The organism is Brevibacillus reuszeri (assembly GCF_001187725.1).
GTDB lineage: Bacteria > Bacillota > Bacilli > Brevibacillales > Brevibacillaceae > Brevibacillus > Brevibacillus reuszeri.
This window is the reverse complement of the sequence record NZ_LGIQ01000009.1, coordinates 1,351,317-1,366,765: the sequence shown is the minus strand read 5'-3', so window position 1 is coordinate 1,366,765 and position 15,449 is coordinate 1,351,317. Positions and strand designations below refer to the sequence as shown.

At 46.3% G+C, this 15,449-nt stretch carries 18 protein-coding genes; 11 read left to right on the top strand and 7 right to left on the bottom strand.

Going from position 1 to position 15,449, the window contains the following annotated elements; genetic code table 11:
- Positions 1 to 128 precede the first annotated feature (128 nt).
- Entirely contained in the window at positions 129 to 2,552 is a 2,424-nt protein-coding gene (locus ADS79_RS20835; RefSeq protein ID WP_049740293.1) for a sensor domain-containing protein, read from the top strand.
- 75 nt (positions 2,553 to 2,627) lie between these two features.
- Here ADS79_RS20835 and ADS79_RS20830 read toward each other — a convergent pair whose 3' ends face one another.
- The gene (locus tag ADS79_RS20830; protein WP_049740292.1) at positions 2,628 to 3,167 is read right to left on the bottom strand and encodes a shikimate kinase; all 540 of its coding nucleotides are present in this window, start codon (positions 3,165 to 3,167) and stop codon (positions 2,628 to 2,630) included.
- 196 nt (positions 3,168 to 3,363) lie between these two features.
- Here ADS79_RS20830 and ADS79_RS20825 point away from each other — a divergent pair, with 196 nt between their 5' ends.
- Genes ADS79_RS20825 through ADS79_RS20815 form a run of 3 tightly spaced genes read left to right on the top strand, consistent with a single transcriptional unit; the run spans position 3,364 to position 4,451 of the window.
- On the top strand, positions 3,364 to 3,588 hold the full coding sequence (locus ADS79_RS20825) for a spore coat associated protein CotJA (RefSeq protein WP_049740291.1): 225 nt from the start codon (positions 3,364 to 3,366) through the stop codon (positions 3,586 to 3,588).
- Positions 3,585 to 3,860 carry a spore coat protein CotJB gene (locus ADS79_RS20820; protein ID WP_049740290.1) on the top strand — a complete coding sequence of 92 codons (276 nt, stop codon included), beginning with the start codon at positions 3,585 to 3,587 and terminating at the stop codon, positions 3,858 to 3,860. Before ADS79_RS20825 ends, ADS79_RS20820 begins: the two co-directional genes overlap by 4 nt.
- Before the next feature lie 21 nt (positions 3,861 to 3,881).
- The gene (locus ADS79_RS20815) at positions 3,882 to 4,451 is read left to right on the top strand and encodes a manganese catalase family protein (RefSeq protein WP_049740289.1); all 570 of its coding nucleotides are present in this window, start codon (positions 3,882 to 3,884) and stop codon (positions 4,449 to 4,451) included.
- A 45-nt stretch (positions 4,452 to 4,496) separates the two neighbouring features.
- On the opposite strand, the gene ADS79_RS20810 is transcribed toward ADS79_RS20815, so the two are convergent.
- The gene (locus ADS79_RS20810) at positions 4,497 to 6,161 is read right to left on the bottom strand and encodes a ribonuclease J (protein ID WP_049740288.1); all 1,665 of its coding nucleotides are present in this window, start codon (positions 6,159 to 6,161) and stop codon (positions 4,497 to 4,499) included.
- A 153-nt stretch (positions 6,162 to 6,314) separates the two neighbouring features.
- On the opposite strand from ADS79_RS20810, the gene ADS79_RS20805 reads away from it, so the two are divergent.
- Together ADS79_RS20805 and ADS79_RS20800 are read left to right on the top strand one after the other, a co-directional pair.
- Entirely contained in the window at positions 6,315 to 6,656 is a 342-nt protein-coding gene (locus ADS79_RS20805; RefSeq protein WP_049740287.1) for a hypothetical protein, read from the top strand.
- 136 nt (positions 6,657 to 6,792) lie between these two features.
- Positions 6,793 to 7,212 (top strand): hypothetical protein, encoded by a 420-nt coding sequence (locus tag ADS79_RS20800; protein WP_049740286.1) that lies wholly within the window; start codon positions 6,793 to 6,795, stop codon positions 7,210 to 7,212.
- A 108-nt stretch (positions 7,213 to 7,320) separates the two neighbouring features.
- Here ADS79_RS20800 and ADS79_RS20795 read toward each other — a convergent pair whose 3' ends face one another.
- A complete protein-coding gene (locus ADS79_RS20795) occupies positions 7,321 to 7,764 on the bottom strand; it encodes a protease complex subunit PrcB family protein (RefSeq protein ID WP_049740285.1) in 444 nt (147 codons plus the stop codon).
- A 70-nt stretch (positions 7,765 to 7,834) separates the two neighbouring features.
- Between ADS79_RS20795 and ADS79_RS20790 the strand changes: the two genes are divergently transcribed.
- Together ADS79_RS20790 and ADS79_RS20785 are read left to right on the top strand one after the other, a co-directional pair.
- Positions 7,835 to 9,736, top strand: a complete 1,902-nt coding sequence (locus ADS79_RS20790) for a hypothetical protein (RefSeq protein ID WP_049740284.1) — start codon at positions 7,835 to 7,837, stop codon at positions 9,734 to 9,736.
- 64 nt (positions 9,737 to 9,800) lie between these two features.
- On the top strand, positions 9,801 to 10,256 hold the full coding sequence (locus tag ADS79_RS20785) for a YlbF/YmcA family competence regulator (protein ID WP_049740283.1): 456 nt from the start codon (positions 9,801 to 9,803) through the stop codon (positions 10,254 to 10,256).
- 22 nt (positions 10,257 to 10,278) lie between these two features.
- Here ADS79_RS20785 and ADS79_RS20780 read toward each other — a convergent pair whose 3' ends face one another.
- Positions 10,279 to 10,602 carry a hypothetical protein gene (locus tag ADS79_RS20780; protein ID WP_049740282.1) on the bottom strand — a complete coding sequence of 108 codons (324 nt, stop codon included), beginning with the start codon at positions 10,600 to 10,602 and terminating at the stop codon, positions 10,279 to 10,281.
- 76 nt (positions 10,603 to 10,678) lie between these two features.
- Between ADS79_RS20780 and ADS79_RS20775 the strand changes: the two genes are divergently transcribed.
- Complete coding sequence (locus tag ADS79_RS20775; RefSeq protein WP_049740281.1) at positions 10,679 to 11,020, top strand: YlbG family protein; 342 nt, start codon at positions 10,679 to 10,681, stop codon at positions 11,018 to 11,020.
- A gap of 159 nt (positions 11,021 to 11,179) precedes the next feature.
- Entirely contained in the window at positions 11,180 to 11,944 is a 765-nt protein-coding gene (locus ADS79_RS20770) for a LamB/YcsF family protein (RefSeq protein WP_049740280.1), read from the top strand.
- A 110-nt stretch (positions 11,945 to 12,054) separates the two neighbouring features.
- Here ADS79_RS20770 and ADS79_RS20765 read toward each other — a convergent pair whose 3' ends face one another.
- The 3 genes from ADS79_RS20765 to modA are packed head-to-tail and all read right to left on the bottom strand — an operon-like array spanning position 12,055 to position 14,295.
- Positions 12,055 to 12,729 (bottom strand): ABC transporter ATP-binding protein, encoded by a 675-nt coding sequence (locus ADS79_RS20765; RefSeq protein WP_049740279.1) that lies wholly within the window; start codon positions 12,727 to 12,729, stop codon positions 12,055 to 12,057.
- A gap of 33 nt (positions 12,730 to 12,762) precedes the next feature.
- Positions 12,763 to 13,431, bottom strand: a complete 669-nt coding sequence (gene modB, locus ADS79_RS20760) for a molybdate ABC transporter permease subunit (protein ID WP_049740278.1) — start codon at positions 13,429 to 13,431, stop codon at positions 12,763 to 12,765.
- Between the two features lie 36 nt (positions 13,432 to 13,467).
- Entirely contained in the window at positions 13,468 to 14,295 is an 828-nt protein-coding gene (modA, locus tag ADS79_RS20755) for a molybdate ABC transporter substrate-binding protein (protein ID WP_049740277.1), read from the bottom strand.
- A gap of 148 nt (positions 14,296 to 14,443) precedes the next feature.
- Between modA and ADS79_RS20750 the strand changes: the two genes are divergently transcribed.
- Entirely contained in the window at positions 14,444 to 15,403 is a 960-nt protein-coding gene (locus ADS79_RS20750; protein WP_049740276.1) for a helix-turn-helix transcriptional regulator, read from the top strand.
- Positions 15,404 to 15,449 lie beyond the last annotated feature (46 nt).

Sequence of the window (15,449 nt, the reverse complement as noted above, 5' to 3'; positions counted from 1 at the left end):
GCTAGGCTTCCAGTCAGAGGTGTGCTGGTATGGCAGCGCTCCTACAACATACTTTTACATTGGCTCTAGAGGGCCGTCAATCTGTTCCTATGTATTACTTGTCATGTGCCATCAGATGGGGGAGTTACATGTTTACAGAAATCACCGACGTTTCTTATGCATTATCTGCACTGGAAGAGTCTTCCATCGTTTCAATTACCGATCATGAAGGAAAAATTACGTACGTCAATCATCATTTTTGTGAGATCTCGCAATATGAAAGTCATGAGCTCATAGGAAAAACACATAACAAAATAGACTCGGGCTTCCACCCAAAAGCATTCTTTAAGGAATTATGGGATACGATTGTTAGTGGGAAAGTTTGGAAAGGCGAAATGAAAAACCGGGCAAAGGATGGCTCCATTTATTGGTTGTACATCACCCTGGTGCCATTTCGAAATGCGGATGGATTCATCTATCAGTACGTAGCAATCGGAGCGGATATTACCGAGCGAAAGCTGATGGAAGAGAGCCTGGGGCACACGATGAAGGACTTGCATGACATTAAAAATGCATTGGATGAATCGTCGATTGTGGCGATCACAGATGACAAAGGCGTCATTACTTATGTGAATGACAAATTTTGCCAAATATCCAAATACCAAATCGAAGAGCTGGTAGGCAAGACTCACCGTCTTATCAATTCAGGTCATCATCCCAAAAGCTTTTTCAAGGAAATGTGGGAAACGATCAAACGAGGACAGGTGTGGAGGGGAGAAGTGAAAAATCGCGCCAAAGACGGCAGTGAGTATTGGATGAATACCACGATTGTACCGTTTTTGGACGATGCAGGAGCCCCGTACCAATACGTTTCCATCCGAACAGACATTACGGATCGGATTAAAGCGGAAACGGCTTTGGCTGAAGCTATGAAAAATGATTTTCGCAGAACGGTTAAAAACTTGCAAAACTGCGTATTCAAAATGGTAACCGACAAGCGAGGCACGATTACCTTTACCTTATTTGAAGGAAAAATTGCAGAAGAATTAGGGCTGACCACTGAGCGAATGATCGGAAAAACATCTCATGAGGTTTTCCCTGAGGAAGTCGCAGATCAGATGGAGGTTCAATTTCAGATCGCATTCAATGGGGAGATTGTCAATTTCGAGCTTGCCTATTTAGATAAATTTTTCTATATTACGCTCTCTCCAATTGAAGAAAATGATCAGATTTTAGAAGTGGTCGGCTCCATGATTGATATTACCGAAAGAAAAAAAGCAGCTGAAATCATTCATTATATGGCTCATTATGATGCGTTGACTAATTTGCCGAATCGCACTCTCTTTAATGAGACGTTGAAGAAGGCCTTGCAGCAGGCAAAGCAAAAGAAACAGAAAATCGGGGTTATGTTCATCGACTTGGATCGATTTAAAAATATAAATGATACATTGGGACACTCGATCGGAGATATTTTATTGCAAGCGGTAGCCCAACGGCTGCTTGGCTGTTTGCGAAAAGGAGATTCTGTTTCCCGTCAAGGTGGAGATGAGTTTGCTATTTTTCTGATGGATGTGACACGTGAGGATGTCGCTGATGTTGCGAAACGAATCATTGAGAAAATGGCAGAATCGGTTACGCTAGAGCATTTGGAGCTCTACATAACACCGAGCATTGGCATCAGCTTATATCCCGACGATGGAGAAGATATCGAGGTCTTGCTGAAAAATGCAGATGCGGCCATGTATCTCGCCAAGGAGCAGGGAAAAAACAATTATCAATTCTTTTCGGAAGAGCTGCATCAATCAATCTCGAGAAAGCTGAAGCTGGAGAGTGAGCTGCGAAAGGCTTTGGATGAGCGACAATTTATCTTGTATTATCAGCCGAAAATCAACATTAACACGGGAAGAATCATTGGCACGGAAGCATTGATTCGCTGGGAGCACCCCGAGCTGGGGCTGATTCCGCCCGCCCAATTTATTCCGATTGCAGAAGAGACAGGCCTGATCGTGAAAATTGGGGAATGGGTCATGCGAACAGCCTGTCAGCAAACAAAAGAATGGCAGGAAGCAGGCTATAAGAACCTGTCTGTCGCCGTAAATATATCTTTGCGTCAATTTATGCAGAACAATTTGATTGAAATGATTGAGAGCATCCTGTCTGAAACAGCTCTGGCCCCTGAGTTTTTGGAGCTGGAGATTACGGAGAGCATGGCTCTGGATGCGACCTATACGATTCGTATGTTGAATCGACTGAAAGCGCTTGGGATCAGTATCAGCATCGATGATTTTGGTACAGGCTATAGCTCGCTCAGCTATTTGAGCCAATTTCCCATCGATCGGCTCAAAATCGACCAGTCCTTTATGCGCAATTTAAATACGAGCAATCAAGCGATTGTAAAAACGATCATCGATATGGCACATAACATGAATATTGCAGTGATAGCAGAAGGTGTGGAAACACAAAAGCATGTGGATTTCCTAAAGGGGCAAATGTGCAAAGAGGTGCAAGGCTACTTTTACAGTAAACCCTTGCCATACATCGAAGCGACGACATTATTGCATTCCCGTTCATAAAGGAAAAGGAACCCTGTTCGCATAGGGTTCCTTTTTTCGTGCTTATAAAAGCTAAATGCTTGGTTCATTCCGTTCTCATGCCTGTTTCAATGACTCGACAATTTGGTTTGCAGCGGTTTCGGCATCCATATCGCTGCTGGAAATGGTGTAGTGACTCATGGCGTATGTCGACTGTCTGCTGAGGAAAAGCTCCTCGATCTGATCCAGGGTCTTATTTTGCAAAATCGGACGGGTATCGATGAGCAGTGGGATGCGTTCCTTCCAGGAATCCCATGATACATCGATGAAAAATACAATGCAGTTGGCGAGACACGCTTTTCTTACTTCCTCCTGCATATAAGCTCCCCCACCCAATGAGAGGATCTTTGAACGGGTTTCTGAGCAGAGTGCAACGATCAACTCTCGTTCCATTTTTCGAAAACTAGCCTCACCAAGCTCCTGAAAGATTGCAGATACAGGCATTTGATGGATGCGTTCAATTTCATGATCGATATCAATGAAATCACGATGCAGCTTTTTGGCGACAAGCTGTCCGATTGTCGTTTTGCCTGCTCCCATAAAACCGATGAATACAATGTGTTTGTCGTGTGACGATATGTCTATATTTTCAGTCATTTTTTAACTCACTTTCCATGTTCTTGATAGTTGCTTCTCTAACATTCTGACGTCTATTATGATGCGAAAAATAGCATGGTGTCAATTCCAAATGGGGAAACGTTTTTTTGTCGGGAAACTAATCACGCCTAATAGGCTGTCGACATAAGGTAATGGTGAGTAGTCAGATACCTATATCTGAAGGAGGATGTCTGGTTTGTATTCGCAAACAAGGGTCTATTTTCCATTTGTTGGCCCATTCGATCCCTGCCCACCCAAACGAGTGAAGACGTATCAGGTTCCACCAGAGCTGTTTATTACGTTTCAGCCAGAAAATCTCCCGCAGTATTCCCCAAGCGAAGCATTGCGCTTAGGTACGCTGTGGCCTGCGCTGTTCAGCCCCTATAATCCTGAAGCAGATAGGGCAGGTGGGCTGGGATGACTTCTGAAAACAACGCTTTTGATGAGCAGCATTATTACGCGCTGCTTGAAGAGCTTCAGGCGATTGATTTTGTTCTTGTCGAACTGAATTTGTATCTAGATACGCATCCTACCGATGCGAACGCCGTTGAGCAGTTTAATCAGTTCACCGAAAAACGTTGGGCTCTGGCAAATGAGTTCGAAACTTTGTATGGTCCATTGCAAAATTTCGGACGCAGTTATTCCGGTTTTCCTTGGCAATGGACGGAAGAGCCATGGCCATGGCAAGTGTAGAAATGAGGGGTAGAGCTAACGATGTGGATTTATGAGAAAAAGCTTCAATACCCAGTACGCGTAAGCAAATGCGATGTCAAAATGGCAAAATATTTAATGGAGCAGTACGGTGGAGCAGACGGAGAGCTCGCGGCAGCACTTCGCTATATGAATCAGCGCTATTCGATACCCAATAAAGTAATTGGCCTTTTGACTGATATTGCCACGGAAGAATTTGCGCATCTGGAAATGATCGCAACGATGGTCTACAAGCTGACCAAGGATGCATCAGTTGAACAGCTCGAGGAAGCGGGTCTTGGCGCACATTACGCGAATCATGACAGGGCTTTGTTCTACAGCAATGCAGCTGGTGTGCCCTGGACAGCGAGCTACATTGCTGCCAAGGGCGATCCAATCGCGGATTTATATGAGGATATTGCCGCAGAGGAAAAGGCGAGAGCTACCTATCAGTGGCTGATCGACATGACTGACGATGTAGATTTGCAAGACAGTCTGAAGTTTTTACGGGAGCGTGAAGTTGTACACTCCCTGCGATTCAGAGAAGCAGTCGAGATTTTAAAGGAAGATCAGGCAAATAAGAAAATTTTTTAGAAAAAGGGAAAAGAGAGCCAAGGGGGGCTCTCTTTTTTGCTGGATTCACACTTCCATGATGATGGGAAGAATCATCGGTCTTCTTTTCGTATTCGTATACAAGTATTGCCCGATGGATTCTCTGATACCTTGTTTTAATCGGTTCCATTGCTGTACGTTTTCTTCTGATAAAGTAGCCAAGGTTTGAGCGGCGATTCGAGTCGCTTCTTCCAGGAGACCCTCAAATTCAGGTGCGAAAACAAATCCACGCGATATGAGATCAGGTCCAGAAAGAATTTTGCCATCCGTTTTACTGCGGGTGACTACCACTACCAGAATACCGTCTTCGGAAAGATGCTTCCGATCCCGCAGAATGACAGTTCCTACGTCACCAATACCCAGCCCGTCTACAAGGGTACTCCCCGCCGGAACCTTACGTTCTTGCCAGGCTTCGTGATTATGGAAATCAACGACATCTCCGTTATTAATGATAAAAATATTTTCCGTCTCGATGCCGAGTGATTCCGCCAAGATGCGATGCTGCTGCAGCATACGATATTCGCCATGAATTGGGATAAAGTAGGTTGGCTTCATGAGTGTAAGCATGAGCTTTAATTCTTCCTGACTGCCGTGGCCGGATACATGCATACCTGTTCCAGACCCATAAATGACCTTGGCACCGAGAATAAATAAATTGTCCACGATACGTGTTACATTTCGCTCGTTCCCTGGAATAGGCGTTGCAGATAGGATAACGGTATCACCGGGGCGTACCTTGATATGCCGATAGCCGGAAGTGGACAGGCGAGCTAATGCGGCATTAGGTTCTCCCTGGCTGCCTGTACACAGAACAGCTACTTGGCTGGGATCGAGCTGATTTGCTTCCTCTGCCTCGATCAGCATTCCTTCGGGGATATACAAATACCCTTGCTCAGAAGCAATCCGTACGACGTTTACCATGCTGCGTCCAAGCAAAACGAGTTTACGATTTGTCAAATATGCTGCATCGATCACTTGCTGCAAGCGGTACACATTGGAGGCAAAGGTGGAAACGAAGACCCGCTGTTTCGCCTTCGTGAATGCCTCTTTTAAATGCTCGCCAACATGAATCTCGGATGGAGTAAAGCCGGAACGCTCTGCATTGGTGCTTTCAGACAATAATACGAGGACTCCTTTTTGCCCGATTGCCGCCATCTTGTACAGGTCTGGGGATTGATTGTTCACGGGGGTCAAATCAAATTTAAAATCCCCAGTATGGACAACCGTGCCTTCTGGTGTATCAAAAACAACCCCCAAACAGTCAGGAATGCTGTGATTGGTTTGAAAAAAACTGATTTGCAAAGAACCCAGCGTAATTTCTGAGTCGGAATGAATCGTGTTCAACTCCGAGTCATGCAGCAGGTGATGCTCTTTCAGCTTTTCGGCAACCAGTCCTAAGGTTAAGCGTGTCCCGTATAAAGGGATGTTCAACTGTTTCAGGAAGTAAGGAATTCCGCCGATGTGATCCTCATGTCCATGAGTGATGATCAGCCCACGTACTTTTTCGCGATTTTCCAACAAGTAGGTGATATCCGGAATGATCAGGTCAATGCCTAGGTAGCTCTCGTCCGGAAATTTCGAGCCACAATCAATTACGACAATATCGTCATCATATTGAATCACGTACATATTTTTTCCGATTTCATAAACGCCACCTAGGGCAAAAATGGACAGCGCATTTGTAACGGACATACCCAAGGAACCCCCTGTCACACCATAATATGGCTAATCTTTGCGATACGAAGAGGAATTATGTAACACGCTTATCATGTACATGAGAATAATTTGGAGAAAAAAGCGGCATCATAACCAAGTCAAATGCAACCAATACGATTGGAGGACCTTATGGAACCAATTTCCCAAAATCGGCAGCTTACTCAACAGCTTGCACACTGCGAGCAAGTGATTGCACAATTGGTCCAGCAGACGCAGCAGGCTTCTGCCCAATACCAGCAGCTGCTACAGCAGGAGCAGCAAAATGCCATGCAATTGCAGCAGCTTGCTCAACGTGAACATCATGCTGCACAAGTTATTCAAACCGCGCTTCAGGGACATCAAAAGGCGATCCAGCAATTGCAGCATGTTTCGAATATTTGTAACCAAGTTGCTCATTCTGCTTCCATTGCCAATCCTGCTTTTACCAATACGAATCAGCCAGAATCAGGATTTGGCAATTACGCACAGTAGGAATGAAGATGCCCCCGAGTGAAAATGCTTGGGGGTTCCTTATTTTTTTGGATGCGGTTATCGATGAACGCATGAATGAACAATCTAGCAATCGGGCAAAATGTGGGATGACTGAATTTGGAAAGGAGTTGTCCCGATGAAGGCGAAAAGATTGATATTCCGATTGCTGCTGCTAATTGCTGTTGCAGCCTGCATCGAGTGGTTCCTCTATTCGAACAAGGAAACACAAACAGGAGCCGATGTGGAACACATTTCAACGCAGCAAGTCGCTCCGACCTTGGCTGTTACACATTCCTTACAGCAGGATGATTTGCAACTGAAGCTTGTGGTGACCCATTTTTCTTTTTCTCTTGAGAATATGGGAAAAGAGAACAAGCACGGAGAAGGTCACGTCCACCTCTATCTGGATGGAAAAAAGGTTGCAAAAGTATTTGAGCCGACGTACGTTCTAAAGGATCTCCCGAGCGGTAAGCATGAGGTTATGGTCGAGCTAGCTCATAACAACCACGAGTCGTACGGTGTTTCCGAACGCTTTTCCATTGAGGTAAAGCAATAACAGCAGATACACACTGTACATAGGAAACGTGGTCATTCATGTAAAAAAGCCGACGTCCGAGTGCCATAAGGCGCTTCGAAGTCGGCTTTTTATTTAAATAGCTAAAGTCTAGGAACGAAATTGGACATTTACCTTCGCTTGTTGATCTGGCAGTGCGATAACCAAGGTCGGATACGAAATGACCTGGATTTTCATAGAGCCAGGAGCCGGAGTTTGCAAATGAGCGCGAACCGTGTAGCCATGTGCTCCTGTTTTCTTGATTTGATCTGTCACGATGCGATATCCGCCAGTAGGCTTCTGCCCTGCACTAATCACAACATAGGCTTTTCCATTGGCACGAACGATCGTGTGACCGCCACTTTTGCGTACTTTAGTCAGTGCTGTTTGTACGGCAGGTGGATAGGGAGCAGCCACAGCTTCGTACTGTACGTCGCTTTGAACAACCTCTTCCGTCACTGGTGCTGATGCGGTAGGATGTAGTGTAGGCAAAGCTTGTGTGCCTGTAAGTGTAAGCGTGGCTGCAAGCAACAAGCTAGGAATTGTGTTTATCATAAATCATTTCCCTCCAATTTTCATGCATTCATTTTCGAAACATCATCATAAAAAAGCAGAGGTGACTGGAGTGCGCGTACAGGATTCGTTGGAATACCTGTCCGAAACAACACAGCAAGCTATTTTGGTAGAGCAAAGGAAGCGATTTGGGATCGCTGACGATATGGATCTATCTTCACGATTGCAAGACCCGCATTTTTTGGGTCAAGTGTGGGATCAGGCAGGTGAGCTGGAACGAACAGTGATACGACTATTCGTGACTAGAGCAACAAGAGGTTTTTTTAGCAAACGTTCCTGGGAACGCGAAACGGCAAAAGAGCACAGGCATCTCTCAGTCGGATTGACCAAACTACGGCGACTGGGACTGATCTTGACTGTACGAAAAATGTGGAGTGAGATTGGTTATTTCATGCCACAGGAAGTACGGGAGCAGATGACTCTTTATTTGCTTCCAGAACCATCCGAGGCTTTTGTCTCTCTTTCAAAAACGCTCCCTTATTATATACCCGCTGGTAGGGGGATACAGCTGGATCTTTTTGGGCTTTTGGTTTTTATTCGGGAGAATCAGGTTCCCGTCACACAAAAAGGAGCCATTCATCGCCGCATGTCTCAAAAGATGCAGCCTTTGCTCTCACTAACGGACGAGCATGCGAAAGGCTTGGTGCTGCCTCCTTTGAATCAGGAACCACGAGAAGGCTTGGCTCTGACAGTCACCCTTGATTTTGCGCTACGGCTTGGACTGATCCAAACAAGTGAGCGACGACTCGTTATCCAGCCGTATCAAATTCAGCAGTGGCTCTCACTATCGCCACCAGAACGGTGGGAGCAATTATTTGAAATGGCTATCCAGCAATACTTGCCGCATGGTGGCTGGTGGGATGCGTTTGTTCAGGTTATGAAAGCAGTTTCCCTCGATCAATGGTGTTTTCTCGAGGCTCAATTGAGCATGCTAGAGACAGCGGGATTTGCTTTGCCCACGGAAGCAAAGAGTCTCGTTACGGAGCAGTGGTTGCATCTACTTGCTGGCATGGGTTGGATTGAGCTTGGAGAAGGCGATGATCAAAAGCTCTATTGGCGATGGAATAGCTTGCCACGCTTGACTGCAGAAGAAGGCTGGTTCATCGATCCTGCAGGGGCAATTACCATACCGCCGCTGGTCCCGCTACAAGATGTATGGGAGATCAGCAAGCTGTGTCAGCTAGAATTTGATGGCCCCTTAATTCGCGGTGAATTGTCTGCGCGTATGCTTCAGTCCTATTTGACAGCAGGTGCGACAGAGCAGCAGGCATTGGAGATTTTACGCTCAGGATGTGCACACCCATTGCCAGAGGGTCTTATCGAAATGATTTATCAATGGGCAAAAACCGCTCGTCAGATACAAATGGAGCCTTGCTTTTGTGTTCGTACTGCGCATGCTGGATTTGTGGAAGAGTGGAAGCAAATCTCTGAGTTCCGTCCTTTTCTGTCCCAGGTCATCTCGCCAACTGAGTTCCTCATACCTCAGGGAATGGAATTCGCTCTGATCTCAACACTGCGCCAATTTGGATACGAGCCGCAAGTGTTGTCTCATTTTTCTGCGCTATCTGCCGGTGCAGATTCTACAACAGATGAAAAAGGCAGAAACGGATTATTCCTCGTGGAACGGCCGTGGGATGGCTATGCAGTAGAAAATACTTTTCCAGAGCCAACCGATGGAATCCCAGAGATCGTTTCGCTGCCGAAAATGTGGACTCAGCATTTTCAATCGTATCATCCACAATCGATGCGGGATTTATTTAAGCGATCGGTTGAATTGCAGCTGGAAGTCGACTATCAGCTGCGTGGACAGGAAAAGCTGAGGGGGACGCCACTGGAGGTTCGCGTTGAGCTTGGCTACTGGATGGTAACGATGGAAACAGAAACGGGGAAGCATTGCTATCGAATGGAGGATATGGAGCGAGTGCGCATTGTAGTGCCTCAATATCTGTACTAAGAAAGTGGATCATGGTACAATCAAAAGGTAATTATGGCGTTACTGTGAAAGGAGGTCTCGCTCTATGGAAACGTTGGAAGCTGCGGACATCACGCAATTAATGCTGGAGTCTCACGAGTTGTCCTCGATGATTAACCAATCACGCGAGGTCTCGGAATATTTGCAAGCCAAACGCGAGATGGAGTCTGATACGGAGGTTCAGCGTTTGCTTGTATTGTTTGAAAAGAAGAAGGAACAGTACGAGGATGTACAACGATTCGGGAAATACCACCCCGACTACAATCATATATCCAAAGAAGTCAGAGAGCTGAAGCGTACGATTGAGCTGCGTGATTCCGTGCAGGCATTCAAACGGGCAGAGGACGCTCTTGACGAATTACTGTATCAGGTGAGTCGGACCATTGCTCACGCGGTATCGGATACGATCAAGGTACCAAGCAACAATCCGTTTTTAGAAGTGCAAAGTGGTGGTTGTGGCACGGGTGGCAGCTGCGGTTGCAGCGTAAAAAAACTGTCCTAGTCGAAGCGATACCTGGGATGCTTTAGGGCGTATTTTTTTCCCTCAGCAAGAAACAGTCCTCACACAGATTGCCGCAGCAAAATTGCTTTTCATTAGGTACGAGAAAGCGAAAGCGGTATACATGTGAAGTTTCTTGTGAGCGGACATAAATACATTCCGGCTTTAATTTTGTATCCGAGGTCAGACACTCTCCCGTCTCCATGAGTCTTTTCGTCAGACTTGGGGCGGGAAGTGTGCTGCTTACATAGAAGAAGCGTTGCCCGGCATGGGTTTGCCACCCGCTTTTTGTTACAATGCCGTCCTGATGGAGCTTTTCTTCAAATTGTTGATAAAAAGTTGCCAGCATAAGGCGACAATTCCTTTCTGTAACATTTTACTTACTGTCATGATAACATGATTGGGAAGGAGACCGATTGCCAAACATGAGAGAGCGAAGACTGGGGGTTGCAGTGTGGGTAAAAAACACGCGAGCCGCCAAAAATTTACGCAAATTTGGCACCATTCATTACATCTCCAAGCGGTTAAACTACGTTTCGATGTATGTGGATGCCAACCAGTTGGATGAGACGATCCGGATCATGGAGAAGCTGCATTTTGTCACGAAAATTGAACGTTCTCATCGCCATGAGATCCCGGTAGAGTATAACAATGCGAGACCGGATAAGGCGAAGGAGTACGATTACAAGCAGGAAAAGAATCAAGTAATGGCACTCGCAGAAACTTTGGTAACGGAGGAAAGTCCGGTTACGGCTGTTTCGACATAAGTGCCGTCAGGCTGCCATATTTCGGCAGCTTTTTTGCTTTTGCTAAAACGTTGTTCATGATATGCTTATGATAGATGATAAAATGAGTGACAATGCTAATGAATGCGTTTTCAAACAAGCATACATATATTGTGAGAGGAAGGGTGGGAGCATACATCCATGATTCAACTAGACATTAACTGCGATATGGCAGAAGGCTTTAGCCGCAGCCGGCAATCTGAGGATTTAGGGATTCTGAAGTGGATTACCTCTGTCAATATCGCGTGCGGATTGCATGCGGGCGACCCGCACCTCATTAGTAGAACGATTGAGGCAGCTCTTCGGCACAATGTAAAAATCGGAGCTCATCCGGGTTATGCAGATGTCCAGGGCTTTGGACGACGTTCAATGAATCTTTCGGTGAATGAAGTGTATGAACTGGTCTTGTACCAGGTTTCTGCGTTGTCCGGTATGACTCGTGCTATGGGGGGAGAGCTGCATCATGTGAAATTGCATGGTGCGCTGTACAATGAGGCAGCTGAGCGCCCTGAGCTGGCAGAAGCGGTCGTTTCGGCAATTGCTGATATTAATGAGGAGCTGATCCTGTACGCACTGTCGGGGAGTAAGCTTGTGGAAGCTGGGCTGGAGCATGGCTTGCAGGTCGCAGAGGAGGTATTTGCGGAGCGTGCCTATTTGCCGAATGGTCGATTGGCGCCACGTGAGCTGGAGGGCAGTGTGCTGATTAGCAAGGAAGAGCGAATGGAGCAAACCCGTCAATTGGTACTCAAGCAAAAGGTGCTCACAGTGAATGGACAGCATATTGATCTGGCAGCAGATACCCTCTGCGTTCTTCAAGAAGGGCCAGATGTTCTGCAATTCCTGGTTGACTTGCATCGCTGGGCCAAGCAAAACGGCGTTTCCATTGAGCCGATCATGGCAAGATAAACGAATCGACGATGATAAAAGAAAAGCCATACAGGAATGCCTGCCCTCCCGAGGACAAGGACGTTCCTGTATGGTTTTTTTTGTTCGATACAATATGGAAAGAACACTTTTTAAGTCACGGAAAGGCTCGGCAACGGAGGAGCTTCTACAAGCTTTTTCTTTTGCGCGATGAGCTTCCCATTTTTAATCATCAAGATGATGTCAGCCAGCTTCTCTGCCTCTTCCCGATCATGTGTAACCAACAGAAAAGGGATGTTCCACATTTGATGCAAGCGGAGCAGCTCATCCTGACATTGTCTGCGTGTATCGGCATCGAGTGCGGACAGTGGTTCGTCGAGCAAGAGAATATCCGGTTCTGTTGCCAAAGCGCGGACGAGAGCGACCCGCTGCTTTTGACCCCCGGACAATTGATGCGGATACTTTTGCATCAGCTGATCAATTCCTACTGTCGTAAGCAAAGGCTCCAAGTGCAGCTCATAGCCAGCTTTCAAGCCGTAGCGTACGTTTTGAGCCACAGTCATATGAGGGAACAGGGCATAGTCCTGAAATAAATACCCGATATTTCTTTTTTGCACAGGGAGCGGTTTTTTCCCTTGTTCGAAAAAGAACTGATCATGCAGCTTGATCTGACCAGAATCGGGATGAACAAGTCCCGCAATGCTGTTTAAGATCGTTGTTTTGCCAGAACCGGAGGGACCAAACAAGACAACAATCTCCTGCTGGATGGAAAAATTCACATCCAATAAAAAATCAGGCAATCGCTTCTGGATGTCAACCGTAAGCATCTTGGTCCACCTGCCTTACTTTTGATTGGCGTATCAGCGAACGTTGCGCCTGCTCCACCAGTTGAGCCAAAGGGTCGTCCCCATTCCCAACGAAACAATGATCACTACCCAAAACAATGCCTTTTCCATCTGTCCAGCTTCTACCGCAAAATAGATGGCTACAGGGATCGTATCCGTTTTTCCCGGAATATACCCAGCCAGCATGAGCGTGGCACCGAATTCACCCAATCCGCGGGCAAAAGACAATACGAAACCGGCTAAGAGACCAGGCCATGCTAAAGGAAACGCGACGGTCCAAAAGACTCGCCATTCCGAAGCCCCCATTGTACGCGCAACATTTTCAAAACGCCGGTCTACACCGGTAAACGCAGCAACAGCGCTTTGGTACATCAACGGAAAGGAAACGACTACAGAAGCGATGACAGCGCCGGTAAGTGTAAACACGATGGTAATTCCAAACCATTCGTTAAGCAGCTGTCCGAGAAAGCCGTTCTTCCCAAAAAGTAATAAAAGCCCAAAGCCAACGACTGTGGGCGGAAGAACTAGTGGTAGTAAAAAGAGAGATTCCAATACATGCTTTCCCCAAAAGTCCTTTTGGGTCATCCATCTGGCGGTTACCATCCCAAGTATAAAAACAAGGGAGGTGGAGAGCGCAGCTACTTTTAGAGACAGCAGTAATGGTGTGAGATTTGTTTCGATCATCGCTAACCACCTCCTTTTGCCATGAACATAATCTATTTACTGGAATCCGTACTTTTTCAAGATCTCTTTTCCTTTGTCACTTGTCAAGTAGGTGAGGAAAGCTTTTGCAGCATCACCATGCTGGGTTGCTGCTACAACAGCACCTGGATAAACAATCGGTTTATGCCATTCCGGTTTTGCAGTAGCCAGTACTTTAACATTTTTGGAGATGACAGCATCACTGGAGTAAACCACGCCTACCTCTGCATTTCCTGATTCAACAAACGTCAATACTTGTCTTACATCACTACCGTACACCATACGACCAGAGAGGCTTTCCCACAATTTCAAGGCTTCGAGTGTTTCTTTTGCATAGCGTCCTGCAGGTACTGTCTCAGGCTCGCCAACCGCGATATGCTTGATTGCCGGGTTGTTCAGCTCTTCAAAGGAAGTGATGGCTGGTGTGCCGTTCGCATTTGCCACAAGTACAAGTGCATTTCCAGTGAAATCCTGACGTGTTGCCTTGTCGATCAGCTGTTTTTCCTCTAGTCCATCCATATCCTTTTTGCTCGCAGACAAAAATACGTCAGAAGGTGCGCCCTGGGAGATTTGCGTAGCCAATTTGCCTGAGCTGCCAAAGTTAAAGGTAAGAGTCGTTCCTGGATGCTCGGTTTCAAAAGATGCTTTCAGTTCTGTCAGTGCATCAGTCAAGCTGGCAGCGGCAGAAATCATCAGCTCCACTTTTTCTGCTTCAGGTTGTTTTGCCTCAGGAGCAGCTGGCGTATTTTGCTGCGGTGCGCTCTGCTGTGGCGCCGGTTGAGAAGTAGAGCAGGCTGTTAGCAGAAGGCAAAGAGCCGCACCAATAGCCAAGAGTTGCTTCTTCATTTCGATAAGACCCCCAATGTGATGTTTAGTTATAATTAATTATAACTGGATATAATTAGATTATAGTGATTTGTCATTAATAATCAATTGCGATTTTTGTATAATGGAAAGAGTTATGAAACTGAGAGGAACGACTGGGAGGTCGGCTATGAGTAATGAAAATTCCTATACGACAGAAGAAATCGCAAAGCTATTGCGGATTTCAAAGCTGACCGTCTATGACTTGATAAAAAAAGGAGAGCTGCCTGCCTATCGAGTCGGAAGGCAGATGCGGGTAGATGCGAGTGATCTGGAAGCGTACAAAACGCGCGCAAAAGGGGAGTATCGTCAAAGCCCAACTGCACCTGTGCAAGCCAATCTGCTTGGGAACCAAGCAGGAAGTACGTCAGCAGCAGGTTCCGTACGAAATATTATTATTAGTGGTCAGGATGTAAGTCTCGATATGCTGGCAACCCAATTAACGCAAAAGGACAAGTCGATACGTCCTCTGCGCTCTTATGTTGGCAGCCTGAACAGTCTGGTTGCGATGTACAATGGGGAAGCGGATATCGTCAGCACTCATTTGTACGATGGCGACACAGATCAGTACAATATTCCGTATGTTCGTCGAATCTTGTCTGGGCATCGTTTTATCGTCGTGAACATGCTATCACGCATGGCGGGCTTCTACGTTCAGCCTGGGAACCCAAAGCAAATTTATACGTGGAAGGATATGACCAAGCCCGGAGTCCGGATGATCAACCGCGAAAAAGGCTCTGGTGCACGCACATTGATCGAGGAGCAATTCCGCATGGACGGGATAGCGGGCAAGGATGTGCGCGGATACGAGCGGGAAGAAGCGAATCATTTGGCAGTCGCAGGCGTCGTAGCCAGAAAAGAGGCCGATGTAGGAGTCGGTATTGAAAAGGCTGCAAACCTCGTAGGTGTCGACTTTTTGCCATTCATCCGCGAAAGTTATGATTTAGTTATCATGAAAACAAAAGAAAATGAATCATTAATCCGATACATAGTAGAGGTGCTACAATCTGCTTCCTTCCAAAAGGAGCTGGAAGCAATTGGCGGCTACGATTTGCGGCATACCGGACAGATTTTATATGAGACATGGTAGCTAGCCGTTCACACAAGCATCTCAAATCCTGTTCGAATTTATACTA